At 59.3% G+C, this 14,357-nt stretch carries 18 protein-coding genes; 6 read left to right on the plus strand and 12 right to left on the minus strand.

What is annotated here, in order from left to right; all coding sequences use genetic code 11:
- Positions 1 to 245 precede the first annotated feature (245 nt).
- From GDA65_13670 to GDA65_13695, 6 genes are all read left to right on the plus strand, one after another.
- Positions 246 to 797, plus strand: a complete 552-nt coding sequence (locus tag GDA65_13670) for a peptidylprolyl isomerase (GenBank protein ID MBA5863739.1) — start codon at positions 246 to 248, stop codon at positions 795 to 797.
- 87 nt (positions 798 to 884) lie between these two features.
- Positions 885 to 1,220, plus strand: coding sequence for a hypothetical protein (locus GDA65_13675; GenBank protein MBA5863740.1), 336 nt, complete (start codon positions 885 to 887; stop codon positions 1,218 to 1,220).
- Positions 1,201 to 1,731 carry a hypothetical protein gene (locus GDA65_13680; GenBank protein MBA5863741.1) on the plus strand — a complete coding sequence of 177 codons (531 nt, stop codon included), beginning with the start codon at positions 1,201 to 1,203 and terminating at the stop codon, positions 1,729 to 1,731. The genes GDA65_13675 and GDA65_13680 overlap by 20 nt, the downstream gene beginning before the upstream one ends.
- A 46-nt stretch (positions 1,732 to 1,777) precedes the next feature.
- Positions 1,778 to 2,164: a hypothetical protein gene (locus GDA65_13685; protein MBA5863742.1), complete on the plus strand. Its 387-nt coding sequence runs from the start codon at positions 1,778 to 1,780 to the stop codon at positions 2,162 to 2,164.
- A gap of 544 nt (positions 2,165 to 2,708) precedes the next feature.
- Positions 2,709 to 2,918, plus strand: coding sequence for an AbrB family transcriptional regulator (locus GDA65_13690; protein ID MBA5863743.1), 210 nt, complete (start codon positions 2,709 to 2,711; stop codon positions 2,916 to 2,918).
- Between the two features lie 2 nt (positions 2,919 to 2,920).
- Positions 2,921 to 3,286 (plus strand): PIN domain-containing protein, encoded by a 366-nt coding sequence (locus GDA65_13695; protein MBA5863744.1) that lies wholly within the window; start codon positions 2,921 to 2,923, stop codon positions 3,284 to 3,286.
- Between the two features lie 611 nt (positions 3,287 to 3,897).
- Here the strand turns inward: GDA65_13695 and amrB are convergent.
- The 12 genes from amrB to GDA65_13755 form a co-directional block, all read right to left on the minus strand.
- The gene (amrB, locus tag GDA65_13700) at positions 3,898 to 5,160 is read right to left on the minus strand and encodes an AmmeMemoRadiSam system protein B (GenBank protein MBA5863745.1); all 1,263 of its coding nucleotides are present in this window, start codon (positions 5,158 to 5,160) and stop codon (positions 3,898 to 3,900) included.
- Positions 5,161 to 5,390: 230 nt separating this feature from the next.
- Positions 5,391 to 6,146 carry a hypothetical protein gene (locus GDA65_13705; protein MBA5863746.1) on the minus strand — a complete coding sequence of 252 codons (756 nt, stop codon included), beginning with the start codon at positions 6,144 to 6,146 and terminating at the stop codon, positions 5,391 to 5,393.
- Between the two features lie 5 nt (positions 6,147 to 6,151).
- Positions 6,152 to 6,997 (minus strand): hypothetical protein, encoded by an 846-nt coding sequence (locus GDA65_13710; GenBank protein MBA5863747.1) that lies wholly within the window; start codon positions 6,995 to 6,997, stop codon positions 6,152 to 6,154.
- Between the two features lie 129 nt (positions 6,998 to 7,126).
- Positions 7,127 to 7,777, minus strand: coding sequence for a hypothetical protein (locus GDA65_13715; protein MBA5863748.1), 651 nt, complete (start codon positions 7,775 to 7,777; stop codon positions 7,127 to 7,129).
- A complete protein-coding gene (locus tag GDA65_13720) occupies positions 7,774 to 9,021 on the minus strand; it encodes a hypothetical protein (GenBank protein ID MBA5863749.1) in 1,248 nt (415 codons plus the stop codon). The genes GDA65_13715 and GDA65_13720 overlap by 4 nt, the downstream gene beginning before the upstream one ends.
- A complete protein-coding gene (locus tag GDA65_13725; protein MBA5863750.1) occupies positions 9,018 to 10,145 on the minus strand; it encodes a hypothetical protein in 1,128 nt (375 codons plus the stop codon). The genes GDA65_13720 and GDA65_13725 overlap by 4 nt, the downstream gene beginning before the upstream one ends.
- Positions 10,146 to 10,300: 155 nt before the next feature.
- Positions 10,301 to 12,151: a methylaspartate mutase gene (locus GDA65_13730; protein ID MBA5863751.1), complete on the minus strand. Its 1,851-nt coding sequence runs from the start codon at positions 12,149 to 12,151 to the stop codon at positions 10,301 to 10,303.
- On the minus strand, positions 12,148 to 12,522 hold the full coding sequence (locus GDA65_13735; protein ID MBA5863752.1) for a hypothetical protein: 375 nt from the start codon (positions 12,520 to 12,522) through the stop codon (positions 12,148 to 12,150). Before GDA65_13735 ends, GDA65_13730 begins: the two co-directional genes overlap by 4 nt.
- Before the next feature lie 101 nt (positions 12,523 to 12,623).
- Complete coding sequence (locus tag GDA65_13740; protein ID MBA5863753.1) at positions 12,624 to 13,079, minus strand: hypothetical protein; 456 nt, start codon at positions 13,077 to 13,079, stop codon at positions 12,624 to 12,626.
- A 127-nt stretch (positions 13,080 to 13,206) separates the two neighbouring features.
- On the minus strand, positions 13,207 to 13,560 hold the full coding sequence (locus GDA65_13745) for a hypothetical protein (protein MBA5863754.1): 354 nt from the start codon (positions 13,558 to 13,560) through the stop codon (positions 13,207 to 13,209).
- 19 nt (positions 13,561 to 13,579) lie between these two features.
- Entirely contained in the window at positions 13,580 to 13,948 is a 369-nt protein-coding gene (locus tag GDA65_13750) for a hypothetical protein (GenBank protein ID MBA5863755.1), read from the minus strand.
- 81 nt (positions 13,949 to 14,029) lie between these two features.
- Positions 14,030 to 14,335, minus strand: a complete 306-nt coding sequence (locus GDA65_13755) for a Rieske 2Fe-2S domain-containing protein (GenBank protein ID MBA5863756.1) — start codon at positions 14,333 to 14,335, stop codon at positions 14,030 to 14,032.
- Between the last annotated feature and the right edge of the window lie 22 nt (positions 14,336 to 14,357).

Consider the following 14,357-nt stretch of genomic DNA (forward strand, 5'->3'; position numbering starts at 1 on the left):
TTCCCCGTCAGGCTGTTGGAATGACCTCCGGCGGCGTGCTCGGTCGCTCCTCTCCCAGCGACGTACCGCAAGGGTGCGTCGCAGTCGCCGATCTTCTTGCGGCCTTGCCGGACCGTCACTCTGAGCAGTCTGCACACATTGTGGCGGCCGGTTTCACGCCATTGCCCTCTTAACGGTGACCCGACGATTTCGGCGACAGAATACGCCGTTCATCGGGAGAAATCACGCGATCCGCCCCCTTGCCGATGGAATCTCCCGCCTGGTACATTTGCGCCATGACCATGCAATTCCAGAAAAAAGATCCCCGTGCCACGATCAGCACCCCGTTCGGCGACATCCGGATTCGGTTTTACCCGGACGACGCCCCCCGTCACGTGGAGAACTTCATCAACCTGGCCAAGATGGGCTTTTACGACGACACCACCTTTCATCGTGTGGTGCCGGGCTTCATCATTCAAGGCGGCGACCCGTTGAGCAAGACGCCGGATCGCCTGCTGCACGGCACGGGTGGCCCCGGCTATTTCCTCAATCCCGAGACGAACGACCGGCCCCATAAGCGCGGCGCGATCTCGATGGCGAAGATGCCCCGCGACGGCAATAGCACGCGCGACTTCAACGACAACGGTTCTCAGTTTTTCATTTCCCTTGAGGACAACGGCGGGCTCGACCGGCGCTATTCGATTTTCGGCGAAATCATCCGGGGCATCGAAGTCATCGACATGATCGCCAAGATGCCGCGCGACGAGCGCGACAATCCGCTGGAGCCGATTCGCATGAAGGTGACGGTCAAGGAATAGTCGTGTCATGTTCCGTTTTCGGTGTTTGCGACCTTCCGGCATCCTCGCAAGTTCTCTGGAAAACGCGATTGTGCTAGACTTCGCCGCATGAACACCCCCGATCACCCCTTCTCCTGTTCCCTGAAGCTCCTTCCTGCCTATCTGAATACAGATTCCATCGCTGAAGCTCTGAAGACTCCGCGCGGGCGTCGCATTCTGTGGCTTGAGATTGTGGTGAACGACCAACCGGATTGGTCGGCCTGGCGGATAGATCCTGAATTTGAAGCGGTCTATCGAAATGCTTGTCGCTGGTATACCCAGTATCGTCGTTTGATCACGTTTTTGTTTAACCGGGCTCCCCTCCCTGATGATTCAGGCCCGATCGATTTTCGAGATTATCGAACTTTTGCAGAGGCCCTTCAATTTGCCTACCATCACCGCTGACCGCCTCCTTGCCTTATTGGAGCAATTTGTCAAAACGACCGGAAAGCCGGTCGACTTGCTGCTTGTCGGCGCGCTCGCGATGCAATGTTATGGTCTGCGCGAACGCTACACGAATGACGTGGACGGCGAACTGACCGGTCCGCTCGAGCCGCTTGTCACATTTTTGACTGGTGAAGGTGTGCCGGCAGATCTCACGCAGGATATTTCAGGCTGGTCCATTGTGGCGATGCCGCCAGGATATCGAGATCGTGCCACAGAGCTTGTCTCACATCCGGGTCTGCGCATCCGTTTGCTGGAGCCGGTGGATTTTGTCATCGCAAAACTTCGACGAGGCATTGAGCTTGATTTGGACGATGCGCTGTATGTGGTGCGCCGGTTTCAGATTTCACGAGGTGCCGTAGAACAAGCTGCGGCCGCGGCTATCGCTGCCTCTCCCCAGGACACTGCACTCTTTTTATTCAGGAAAACAGTGGAATTGTTCTGTCGGCAACTCCCAGAGCCGACTGCATAATTCCTGTGCGTTGACCATCTGTGCTCGGCCTTAGGCAGGGGGCTCCATGACAAGGTTACGACTGGTTGCCCTCAATGGCATGCTCCTGCTTACTATCTTTCTGTCGGCCTGCGATGGCCATCGACAGCGCCTGATGACGGAGCAATATCCTTCCTATCCGGAAAGTGTGCGCTGGGCGATCGATAAGGGAAACGTGCTGCGCGGGATGACCCAGGATCAGGTCTACCTGGCTCTCGGCTCCCCGGTGTGCAAGAAGGACGTGGAGGACGAGGGGCGGACCGTGACGGTCTGGCTCTACCCGCCGATCGGACGCAACGCCTGTATCACCAGCGCCTTCCGTGTCTACTTCGAACAAGGCGCCGTCACCACCTGGGATCGCTACACTACACCGACCAGATATACCGATCCGGCCGACGGCGTACCCGCCTATTAGCCTGCATTCTTCATGAACGCCTCTGCTGCACCGCAGATTCGCAGCTGCGACAAGCCTGTCGGCGGGCGGGCTCGCCGTTCGGTCGGGCGACATCCCGTTCAAGGATGCCTTCCTCCCTCACGACTCCGCGCGCCCGTCTCGCTTTGGGACTCCGCGATTTCGCGACGCCCCGTCATGAATAACGCGGGCTATCAGGCTGCTCACAAAGGCCAGCCAGTGGCGTTCTCGGTCGCTCGTCTCCCTGCGACGTCCAAGTGCTAATACGGGTATCCTGGTGGGGTGTATCCGTTCGCCGGGAGCATCTAATTCGGCGAACGGGTCAAACGAAGTTTGGTTTGCACCGCCTCAGCCGCCGTGCTTCCCGCGGTCTTGCTGGCCGGCCTTTTTGAACAGCCTGTAGCCGGGGATCGCCCGCGTCAAACGTAAATCCTTCCTGCCTTCCCTGAAGCCTCCTCCGACATTCATTGGGCATAGCCTGACAGTTTGACGACTAAGGCGTATGACGATACGATGATCGATCACGTAGTGGTAAGGAGGTCTCCACATGTCCATGACCACCATTTCGTCAAGGTTTCAAATCGTGATTCCTAAAGACGTGAGGGAAAAACTGCACTTGGTTCCGCAGCAACGGTTGCAGGTTCTGGAAAAAGGTGGAGTCATTGCGCTTGTGCCGGAAGCACCGCTGAAGTCTCTGAAGGGTGCGCTCAAGGGTATGTCTAAGACAGGGATTCGAGAAAAGAAGAATCGGCTGTGAAGATTGTGTTGGATTCCAGCGGATGGATCGAATTCTTTACCGGCGGACCATTAGCTGATCGCTATGCCGCATATCTTGCTTCCCGATACGACCTCATCATGCCGTCGATCGTGTTGTATGAAGTCTATAAGGAGATTAAACGCGAGCGTGGCAAGGAACTAGCCATACTGTTCTCCGGACGGCTTCATGCGACCCGGGTGGCGCCACTCACGGAATCCATCGCCTATTTGGCTGCGGATCTCAGCCTTCGGCACGGTTTGGCGATGGCAGATGCGATTGTCTGCGCGACGGCCCAAGACCAGAATGCAGAGGTGATTACAGGCGATGCCGATTTAAAAGATTTACCTGAAGTGCTCTACCTAAAGTAGACGGATACAAGCGCATAACGGGAAACGCCTCGATGCTGAAGAAAGAATGAAAGCGCAAGAATGTGTGCCTGCAGCTCTCTCGCAGAACGGTCAAAACGACTGTCCACCTAGGCCACAGCGAGCGAAGGAGCGAGGCGCAGCCTTGCGCTACGTTGCGCGAGCTGAGTGACACAAGAATGACGGCTCGCTGTCACAGGCAGGCCGCTCAAAAAGCTCGTCCACCAAGGCCGCAGGCGAGAGAAAACCGGAGGCGGGACATTCTTACCGCCCACCCTTCGCCTGCCGGGACAGGCTCTTTTCCCACAGGGCTACGTTGAGGATGGTTTCGAGGGGAGAACGAAGCTGGAGGCCTGTTTCAGGAGGTTTGCGGCAGAACGGTCAAAACGACTGTCCATCGAGGCCGCAGCGAGCGAAGGAGCGAGGCGTAGCCTTGCGCTACGTTGAGCGAGCTGAGCGACGCGAGAACGACGGCTCGCTTTCACAGGCAGGCTGCTCAAAAAGCCCGTCCAACAAGGCCGCAGGCGAGAGAAAACCGGAGGCGTAGCCTCTGGCTACGTTGAGGATTTTGTCGAGCTGAGAACGCAGGTGGCGGGATTTTTCAGCGGCCTGCCTTAGAAGAAGGCCATGCTGGCATAAGTTACGGTGGAATTATACTGATCCGTGATCCCGCGATCGTACCGCAGCACCTGCCCCGTTTCCGCCTGAATCAGACGCAGCATGGAGTAAATCGGCGAGAAGCCCGAGATACGGCGCTGATCGTTTTCTTTCTGAATGAACTTGGCGAACTCTTCCGGGTCGCGATTCTCGACATGTTTGAGCATTTCGAGATCGGTCTGCATGCAGCGATGGAAGGAGAAGTCTGTCGGCGGGGCCGAGTCGCCATAGCGCATGCCGATGTGGGCCAGTTCCGCGCCGACCACGACGCAATAGGACTTGCCGGTGGCGGCGAGCGCCTCTTTTAAGGTCTGAAGAAACGTCTCGACCTGCTCCCTAATCTGCGGATCGCGCAAGCTGTTCGCTGAAAACGCCGTGAGGATCGGAACAATCGTATACGCCCGGTCCTGGCCGAGACTCTCTTGCAGGAACGGCAGCTGAAATTCCAATGCATGTTCATTGTGATGTGCCAATTCGTCGGTGAAAGCGGCGGGGATCTGTTCGCGCAGGCGGTCGGTGACCGCGCGTTCGACCTTTACGAGCCCCAATGGTGTGTGGAAATCCTTGTCCGTGACGGCGATCGGTTGTTCAAGGCCTGAGTAGGCAGTCCCGATGACGACATAGAGATCCGGCTTCTGGGCGTCCTGCAATTCTTTGTAGGCCCAGGCATAAATCGGTCCGGCATGTTTCAGTTCGTAGGTGGGCGCGACGAGCGCCTTGATGAGTTTGCCCTTGTGTTCGGAGGCCTTCACTTCCGGGCCTTCTTTCGACACGAAGAAGCTGTTGATCTGCGCGCGCAACTTGGCGGGATCGGCTTCATAGCTGCGACCGGCAAATTGCGCCGAGCGGGCGGGGGCCTGGCGGTACGCGTTGAGCGCCTGCTGCTTGGCCTGCTCGGTCCGCTCCCCTTCCAGAAACAGTTTGGTATCCAGATCGGCCAGCAACTGCTCGACCTTATTCGGCATGAGGAATTCGCCGAAGCGCTTCAGATAAATCGCCCCGATATCCTGAACGCTATGCTCCCCGTCGAGGTGCTGCACGATGAAGAAATAATTCAACGGCAGGACCAAGCGTTCCTTGCTCAATCCGGTGGGGTCCCAGAGCACGATGAACTGCTCCTCCCCTTCCTTGATCGGTGAAAATTGCAGATTGCGCAGCAGCGGATACTGCTTGGGATCTTTGGCGGTCATGGTCGGTGTGGATTCCATAGTGAGGCGCATTGTAACGGAGCAAACTTCTCAGGCGCAACAGGAGAGCGGGATGTTGAACAAGCCGCCCAGCTGCGTTCTCGGATCGCTTACCGACTCGACGTACGACTCACAGTACGCCTCGCCGCTGCGCTCCCTGCGGCCTTGCTGGACGACTTGTTGAACATCCCGCGGCGTGGCAGGTCTTCGCAATGTACAACCTGGTCGCTATTCCAGAACAACCTCGTGGCTCCATCAGCCGGTTACTGATCCGGCGGATGGGCGTTGCCGCGCCGGCTGAGGACAATCAGGGTGGCGACGGTGAGGAGGAAGAGCCAAAGCGTGGGGCGTCCATAGGAGGCGTCGGAAAATTCGATCAAATCGGTCAGGCGGCCGATCAGGAGCGACATGCGGGCCATCACGGTATAACCGAAGGCCGCACCGAACGAGATCATCAGAAACAGAATTCCCGCGCGTGCCACAGTCTTGCCCGGGCCGGAATGTTCCACCGAGAAGAAGAAGTAAAAGAGCACCGATACCACGCCGACCAGGATGATGATGCCGTTCAGATGGCTCGCCGGATTGAGCAGCGAATAGTCGAAGGTGACGCCTCCCCCAGGCGCGACCCCCAGGAGCGGTCGAACCGTGTCTTCGATCTGTTTGAGAATAAACGATGAGATCGTGCGTGGGATCGCCAACCCCGCCCCGACGCCGACGATAAACGCGAAGGCGTAGCGCGACAGCCAGGCCGCCTTCGGCACGTAGCGCGTGAGCATGAGCATGCCGATGCCGACCGGAATCAGCAGCGACCATTCCCCCTTGTCGATGATTGGGCGGACGATCAGGGTCATGACGACCGTGTCGTAGGTCTTGACGATGGTATAGCCGAGCGACACGCCGACATATAGATGTTCGGCGAGCTTGAACAGCGGATTATCCTCATACAAGAACGAGAGGATGAAAAGAGTCAACCCTGTGGCGACCCAGGCGCCGAGTATGACACCGAACGACAGTTCCATAGCGGCTAGGATCCCATCTCGTCCTGCCGGCGCTGGTGCCGCCGTAACGAGAAGTAAAAGATGTTACAGATGGCGACTAGCACAATGATGGCCAGATGCGTGGCCGATTGAGCGTCCATCCCGGCGACCGCTTTGCCCTTCTGGCCGATCAATGTTTCATATTCCGCCGCCCCGCGCAGGCCGCCGATCAACCCGTTGATCTGCCCGCTGCGTAACAATGGATAGAGGCCCGGCGCGATGACACCGGTGCAGCCGCCGCCGAGTTCAAATTTATATTTATCTTTGCCGAAGACGTACCAGGCTTCGACACCGGGATTCCCGGCACCTAGACTCACGGCATAGGTGACGTCGCGCAGGTTCTGCACCCCGGCCAGCACCGGCAGGCCTTTGGTCGCTTTGCCTCCGTAGTCGGCGGGGAAGGTGTTATACAGATCCTGTCCCATGTTCAAAATGACGGCGCTGCCGCCGGGACTCCAGCCCAGGAAGACGTAATCCTTACCGTTCTCCTTGCCCGCCTCCTTGGCCGTTTGCGTCAGGATCTGATCGGCGAGACCGGTACCGGAGACCCAGAGCGTCATGGCCACGACCCGGAGATTCTTCTTGAACGCGTGGCGCAGAATGGCGATGGCCTGCGGATAGAGTTCAGGTTTGGAGGCCGGATCGAAATCCAACGAGAGGAGAAAGACCGATCCTTCGGGCAGCCCTTCGATATAGTCGTAGACGCCTCGCACTTCGGAAGAAATCTTAATGGGCAGTCCGACCGGGAAGAGCAGCGGCACGAGTGTGCAGAGGCCGATCACCAAAAAGATGATCCGCCGGTCGATCCGCAACATGCGCTCAGCGAAGGTCACTTCGGTTCCTCGTGAAACGTAAAACGAACGTGAAAGGTGAAACGTGAAACGGCGGAAGTACTGTCATGTCTCTTAATTCCAATCTCAACACGTGGTCCCTTTTACGTCTAACCTTTCACGTTTCACGTGTCATTCTTTGCCTCCGCCGAGGTAGGAGCGTTCCACGCCGAAAATGATTTTGAACGAGAGGGCGACGGCGCCCAGGCTCACGCCGATCAGAATCGCTCGGCGCACGGAGGCGTTGAGGACATTCAGAATCCAGCTCGATAGGTCGCCGCTGAGGGGCAGGATATATTCGCCGAGCGGCACCCGTCCCATCATGACGATGACGGCCGCAACCAACAGCACGGCGGCCTCGCGGCTTCGTGCGCGGAACGATCGGTAAGCAGCAGAGGCGATGAAGAAGGCCAGGATGGCGAACATGGTGCCCTGCAGCGGCACCAACGTATAGGAATAGACCCAGCCGAACGAGGTCAACGCGCCGTCAATGCTTTCCTTGCCGTTATTCCAGAGTCCCACGATGATGGTGCCGAGCATGCCGACATAGAGCACCAGGCTATAGGCCCATCCCGCTTCTTTCCGGCGGATCTTGGCGGCATGGAGATGGAACAGGCTGGTGATGCCGAGCACGAGCGCGAAGCCGCCGATGATCTGCAGCCATTTGGTCACGGTGGTGAGCAGTTGCTCGGAGGCCGGATGCGGCACGTAGTATTGCGCCGCCATGACCAGTCCCGTGATCATGGTGATGAGCAGCGGCAGTTGTCGGCGGAGGAAAATCATTTGAGATCCTTAAACAGGTCCAGCAGCGGTTGCGCCCAACCATTGCCCGTGAGCACGGCGACCGTGGCGAGCAGCGTCCCGATCCCGATCACACCCAGAATGAACGCCTTGCCGAGGTCCTGTCCGCGCAACGTCCCGATCTGGACCGGCTCCTTCGAGAGGTAGGCACTGGCGGCATAGAGTTCTTCGCCGATCAGGGTGTAGTCGCAGGTCGTCACGAAAAATGGCAACTGGTGATCCGAGTCGGTGCCGGCGATTTGAATAGCCCCCGTGCTCGCGCCGGTCTCCGTCAGGAGGAGCGACTCGGCGAAGTACGACCCCATAAAAAAGTTCGCCGCCGGTTTTCGCCGCAGCATGATGCCGTCGACCGCTGCGGTGTAGCTGAACTGGTCGCTGGTGATGAAAAAGTTCGCGTCGTCCTTGAACAGGTCCGGTTTCCCCGCTTCCATGTATGCCTGTTTGGTGATTTCCTGACAGACCGCCATGGTGATCGGCTCGCGATGGGGCACCAGCAGTTCCGTTTCGTAGGAGGCGGCTTTCTTGGCGACCCGCCCGAGGATGACGGCGGCGGCGATCGTCGAGGGGTCGTGCAAGTCGTGCGCGCCGGTCATGTACAGCACCGGCTTGCCCAATTCCGTGGCCCGCCCGATGGCTTCATCGACGGCATCCAGACCGGGAATGCGGCGGAGGAAGATGTCTTTCCGCTTGGCCAGGTTGATGGCGTAAAAGACGATTGCGCCGAACATCAGGGCTAACACGAGATTGTTCACCTGGTTCCAGTTCATCCAGTTCGCTTCCGCCGAAGCGACGACCGGGGGCGCGATCAATCGTTCCTGCCCGTTGACGGAGGCGACGGTCACGGCATAGGGTTGGCCGGATTTGATCTCCAGGCCTTTGCCGTTCTTGATCAAAAACAGATGGTCATTGGGATCACCCTCTCTCGTCCACCAAGCGGACTTGCTCTCGCGGACATAACGCGTATTGGCGGGAAATTCCGCCACCACCTTCCAGGCCGTCGGGTCGCTGGGAAGGCCGCCCTCATGGACCAGGATTTGATATTTCGCGGTGGCCGTGTCATTCGCGGAAGGGGCCCAGAGTACGGTCAGGCTTCCGCCTCCGTCGCTGGGGGTGTCGATCACGCGGAGCTGTCGCGGCATGGTCTGCGCCAGGGCGAGAGGCGGCATCAGCGCCGGCAGGCAGATTATGAGGGCTAGGATGAGAACGCGATGCAGCACGCGGGTCAGGCTCCTTCGATGACTTCGATATTGGCGCGTGGCACCACCGTCCTCGTGCCGTCCGGAAAACGGACTTCGAGCACGCGGACTTCGCTTTCAGTCGGAATGGCGCGCAACTCCGACGGTAGTCCTGAAACCGCGCCGATCTTCCCGAATAGCGGGTCGCGGATGATGCGGACCGGATCGCCGAGCTGAATCCCTTCGCGCTCGGCTTGCGCCACCTTTGTGGCGGCTGCCGGTCCGCTGTGCGGAATGATGATCTCCGGGCGGATCACCCCGGCGCGGATCTGCGTGGCTCCCGAGATCGACGCTTTTTGTCCCGCATGGGCGGAGAGCAAGGCGAACGTCTTGGGCGCCATCGGAATCGTGCCGAACCCTTCCGTCAGAATCAACGTGAAGCCAACCTGCTCGGTGCCGGTGATCGCCACGCCGAGATCATACCCGAGCAGTGCGCGCAGATCCTTGTCATGGATGCCGCCGACCACCAGGCCGACGATGCCCAGTTCTTTTGCTCGCGCCATGGTGGCTGCGGGTAAAAAGGCGCCTCCGACGATGACCTTGCCCTTCATGGATTGGTTGAGGTGTTCCGGCAAGAGCGGCTGATCCGGCGCCTTCACGCCCATCACCAGTTCGCCGCTCGTTTCTCCTCCGATGCCAAAGATGCCTTGCACGAGGCTGCAGGTGCTTTCCACGGTCACACCCTGCTCGGGATGCACCTCGGCCACGGAGCCGTCGATATAACCGCGCAATTCCAACATCCGGGGCGGTTCGCGCAACAGGATTTGCCCGGTGATTGTTGAGACGGATTCCACCTTGCCGGTGATCGGCGAACGGATTTCGGTCTTAAACCATTTGATGAAGGGTTTGTTTTCGGCGAGCACGTCGTCTTTCTGGACGGAGTCTTTTTCTTTTTTGACCAGATAGTCGTTGATCTCATCGGGCGCGATGCCGAGCTGATTGGCCAGATTCAGCGGGACGACTTTTCCCGGCAATTCGGCGCGCGCCACCGCGGTGTCGGCCCGTACGGCGTCGCCGACTTTCACCAGGACGGCGCCTGGCAACGGAAGAATGCGCCGACGGCGGACGGTGGTCCGCTCGGTGACGGTCAAGCCTGGTGTATACGAATGCGCCATAATCGGTTGCTCAAAACGCCCTGCAGCGTCGTTCTCAGTTGCTCGCGCCCCTCACCGTACAACACCCGGTACGGCTCGGGGCTTTCGCGCCTAGCGGCCTTGCTGCAGGGCGTTTTGAGCAACCTTTCTTGCCGCCAGCTATTCGCTATCAGCCATCAACTCCCTTTTGGATACAGCCCGACGGCTTGATACCACCGCGTCAGCATGGCGACTCGCGCGGCCTGCTCCGTGGGCAACTGTAACGGACGGCCACGCCCGTCCAGCATGAGACCCACGACACCGCCCTTCACCGTTCGTGTAAACGATTGCCCGGGACCCTCGCCGAGATCCACGTGTTTGGCCGGTTGTATAGTGACCATCGCCTGCTGTTCTCGGGTGAGGCTGAACAACTTCAGATCCCCGAATGCCAGCAGGCCTTTTTCGATGCGGCCATCCGGCAGCGCGACCTCGTAATCGGCGCAACGCTCTCCGTCCTTGCCTTGGCCGATCGGCGCAATGCAGGTGCCAAGATAGACCATGCAATCACGCACGAACACATCGGTTGCGGCTTGCTCGTTCACTGTGGACAGCACCCCGAGATGCGGCATCATGAAAATGCTGTCGACCGAGAGCGTGGTGACGCCGAGCGGTTCATAGGCATCGACCATCATCAACATGGACTGGATGCGGCGCGGCGCATGCGACAGGATGCCGCCGCTGCCGACGATCAAGTCCAACTTCAAGAGATCGATGAGGGTTTTGCCGGAGGTGCGTTGCTCGAACACATCGGAGATGGTGCGTTCCTGCTGCACGCCCTTGAGTCCCGTCGCCAGCGACTTATGATGGATCAACGCCAGCCGCAATGCTTCGCGCGCGATGGCATGTTCGATTTGCAGCTCATCGAGTGACTGCGGGATGGTCGTGGGGCGCACCATTTTGTTCTTAATGCGATTCCTGAGGGTCTGTTCGTCGAGGGTGAACGGCACCCACCGCATGATGTTGTCCAGCCCCGCTTCAGCGAGCACGTTCGAAATGCTGTAGGACATGCCGAGATTGGCGCTGACCGTGCGGTTGAAGAGACCGCCGAATACCGAGAACACGTCGGTGGTGGCGCCGCCGATGTCCACGCCGATCAAGTTGATCCCCTCGCGCTTGGCGATGGTTTCCATGATCACGCCGACCGCCGCCGGAGTCGGCATGATGGGCGCGCCGGCCATCTCGATGAGTTTCTTGTAGCCCGGGGCCTGCTGCATGACGTGTTCGAGAAACAGGTCATGGATTTTGTTGCGCGCCGGGGCGAGATTTTCCCGTTCCAGGACGGGCCGGATGTTGTCGGCGAATTCGAGCGCCGTCTTCTCACCGAGGATCATCTTGATTTGTGATTGCGCATCCTTGTTGCCGGCATACACGAGCGGCAACCGATAGGTGCTCCCGAAGCGCGGGCGTGGTTCGGCTGCGGCAATGTATTCGGCCATTTCTACTACATGGGTCACGGCGCCGCCGTCGGTACCGCCGGACATCAGGATCATGTCGGGCCGCATGGTGCGAATCCGTTCGATCTTTTCGTAAGGCAAGCGTCCGTCGTTCGACGCCAGGACGTCAATGACGATGGCGCCGGCGCCGAGTGCGGCGCGTTGGGCGCTTTCCCCCGTCATGTTCTGCACCACACCCGTGACCATCATCTGCAGGCCGCCGCCGGCGCTGCTGGTGGATACGTAAATATCCACGCCTCGCTTTGGTTCGCCTTGTGCTGCGTGATTCGGCGTGATGATACGGTCGCCGTCCAGGATCGTCCGGCCGGAGAGTTCTTCGATTTCCGCAATGGCATTGAGTACACCGCGAGTCACGTCCTCGAACGGAGCTTCCACGGTGGTGGGGGCTTCGCCGCGGTAGGTCTGGCGATATTCGTTGCCGACCTTCTCGATCAGGATGGCTTTGGTGGTCGTGCTGCCGCAGTCGGTCGCGACGATGACGTTCAACGATTGCGCGGGGTTCGATATGGCGGGAGACTGATGCGCTGCCGTCATCGAGCCGGCGCTCCTCTGGACGCGGCGGCCTTGGTTTCGATGAGCGCGGCGAGGCGTTGCAAAGAGTCCCGTCGCTCCAGCAGACGAGCGATCTGAACGAGTTCGGTGCTGCTGAAGACACATTCGACGAGCGGAGTCAGAAAGTGTAACGCCTGGCTGCCGAGAAAATTCATGGGGCCCATCGATTCGAGAAACAGTGTGGTGGGCGCCGCCATGCGGCGGGCCACGATGGCCTCGGCGATCCGTTCGAGCAGCGCGAGCTCCTCCGTCGTGAAGGCCGGTTGCTCGGAACGCACGGCAAAGGCATGCCGGAAACTGTGACGAAGATTCTCTGCGCGACGGGAGAACAATTCAGATGAGAAGACAGCCATAAGTGCTTGTCAGATCAGCTTAAACGATTGGTTCGGCATTATATGAAGGGGCCAAGGGAGAGTCAATCAATCGGCACTGCCGCAGCCTATAGAGAGCCGGGCTAGGGTTTCTTCGGCTCCTCTGCCGTATTGCCGGAGGCCGGCGGGCAATTCATGCCGGCGAAGGGATTCAGTGGATTGACGCGCGGCGAACAGTGTTGGGCTTCCGCTGCGGCCTTCTCCCCTCCTGCCGGTGAGCCGGTCGGTGGTTGGGGCTGATCGTTCGGGCCGAGCTGACGCGGGCTCTGTTGATGGATCGGCGAAAGCGGCTGGGATGGGGGAAACGCGTTGGGTGGAAGGTCAGGTGAGGGTATCGGCGTTTCTTCAACCGGTGGAGTGAATCCGCCCGGCGGTGACGGAGACGGAGTCTTGACGACCGTACATCCGCGTTTTCCCGTGGGCTGATCCGTCAGCATGGTCCCGCCGTTCGGGCCTTCGCAGCTGTACACCTTGGCCTCAACCGGGATCGAGTGGAGCAGAGCCAGGAAGCTGAAGGGCAGGACGTAAACCCGGATCATCGTCAATTTCCCTGAGCGAGACCATGGCAGAGGCCGGATGGCGCTTGAGGCAGGACGCCTGTGACTCTGATCGACTATAGGCGCAGAACAGGAGCCTGTCAATCTGCAAGGATGTGCGTGGCGGCCTTCAGCCGGATGAACGCCCCAGCCATTTCTTCATCAGGCCCAGAAGCCCAACCTCCGGCTCCGGCTGGCGGTCGGGGTATTCCACCCAGAGTTCCTGCGATCCGAGATACAGGCCGTCGCGGTAGCTTTGCTGGCTGCGCAATTGCGTGTAGCCCTGTTCCAGCAGCAGCTGGATCATATGCTGCAGTGCTTCGGCTGCGCTGGGCGCATCGGGAGTGACGACGTGGGTGGATTCGTACCGCAACCTTGCCTGATAACCGGCGGCTGTCCGTACCAACTCCACGGGGCGATTAAACCCTCGCTCCCTGGCATCAAACCCGGCGAGTTGGTGTTTCTCTCCAGCCGGCTCCGGCATTGGACGTTACCATTGCACGTTACAAGGCGCGATACACGGCCAGCAGATCGCTGAGCGCGATGGTCTTGTTCTTGAGGATGACGCGTTCCGCGCCCAGCACATCCAGCGCGGCGACCTTTTCCGTTCCGCCCATGAGGCACTTCGTGCCCAGTGCGAGGACGCGTTCACATTCCTTTTCCACCTTGCCCTTCACCACGGGATTCACCTTCAGGATCTCCAGCATCTTGGCGCGGGTTTCGCCCAGATGTTTCTGGAGTTCCGCTTCCGGATATTCCTTCCGCGCGGATTCATCCTCGCACCGGTCGATGTACTGGGTCAGAAAGACATAGAGCCGCACGAAGGTTTCGGCGATCTCGATGTGTTTCGGGGTCAGCTGATTGTCCGCCATTGGAGCCTCCATTCACTATTCACGATGGTGTCGGAATGATTGTTTCGTTGTGGCGACGTCGCGAGCAAGGTGGTCCCTGCATCACAGCCGGACTTTAATATCGGTGCCCTCGACCGTGACTTCGTACGTGGTCACTTTGGCCGAAGGGTTGTTGATGCAGGCGCCCGTCTTCACATTGAACTCCCAGTTATGCCACGGGCAGGCGACCACATCCCCCACAACATCGCCTTCGCCCAGCGGGCCGCCGCGATGCACACAGGTATTGTCGATGGCATAAAACGTCCCGTCCACATTGAAGACCGCAATGGCTTTCCCGTTCACTTCCGCGACCATGCCGGCTCCCGGCTTCACGTCGGCGGTTCCTGCGATTCTGATCAACTCGCCCATACATCCTCCCTGAGTGCGTCAC

This window comes from Nitrospira sp. CR1.1 (genome assembly GCA_014055465.1).
GTDB lineage: Bacteria > Nitrospirota > Nitrospiria > Nitrospirales > Nitrospiraceae > Nitrospira_A.

Coding starts and splice junctions, on each gene's coding strand:
- GDA65_13670 (MBA5863739.1), top strand. CDS start 246: ATGGAATCTCCCGCCTGGTACATTTGCGCCATGACCATGCAATTCCAG.
- GDA65_13675 (MBA5863740.1), top strand. CDS start 885: ATGAACACCCCCGATCACCCCTTCTCCTGTTCCCTGAAGCTCCTTCCT.
- GDA65_13685 (MBA5863742.1), top strand. CDS start 1,778: ATGACAAGGTTACGACTGGTTGCCCTCAATGGCATGCTCCTGCTTACT.
- GDA65_13690 (MBA5863743.1), top strand. CDS start 2,709: ATGTCCATGACCACCATTTCGTCAAGGTTTCAAATCGTGATTCCTAAA.
- amrB (MBA5863745.1), bottom strand. CDS start 5,160: ATGCGCCTCACTATGGAATCCACACCGACCATGACCGCCAAAGATCCC.
- GDA65_13705 (MBA5863746.1), bottom strand. CDS start 6,146: ATGGAACTGTCGTTCGGTGTCATACTCGGCGCCTGGGTCGCCACAGGG.
- GDA65_13715 (MBA5863748.1), bottom strand. CDS start 7,777: ATGATTTTCCTCCGCCGACAACTGCCGCTGCTCATCACCATGATCACG.
- GDA65_13725 (MBA5863750.1), bottom strand. CDS start 10,145: ATGGCGCATTCGTATACACCAGGCTTGACCGTCACCGAGCGGACCACC.
- GDA65_13730 (MBA5863751.1), bottom strand. CDS start 12,151: ATGACGGCAGCGCATCAGTCTCCCGCCATATCGAACCCCGCGCAATCG.
- GDA65_13735 (MBA5863752.1), bottom strand. CDS start 12,522: ATGGCTGTCTTCTCATCTGAATTGTTCTCCCGTCGCGCAGAGAATCTT.
- GDA65_13740 (MBA5863753.1), bottom strand. CDS start 13,079: ATGATCCGGGTTTACGTCCTGCCCTTCAGCTTCCTGGCTCTGCTCCAC.
- GDA65_13745 (MBA5863754.1), bottom strand. CDS start 13,560: ATGCCGGAGCCGGCTGGAGAGAAACACCAACTCGCCGGGTTTGATGCC.
- GDA65_13750 (MBA5863755.1), bottom strand. CDS start 13,948: ATGGCGGACAATCAGCTGACCCCGAAACACATCGAGATCGCCGAAACC.
- GDA65_13755 (MBA5863756.1), bottom strand. CDS start 14,335: ATGGGCGAGTTGATCAGAATCGCAGGAACCGCCGACGTGAAGCCGGGA.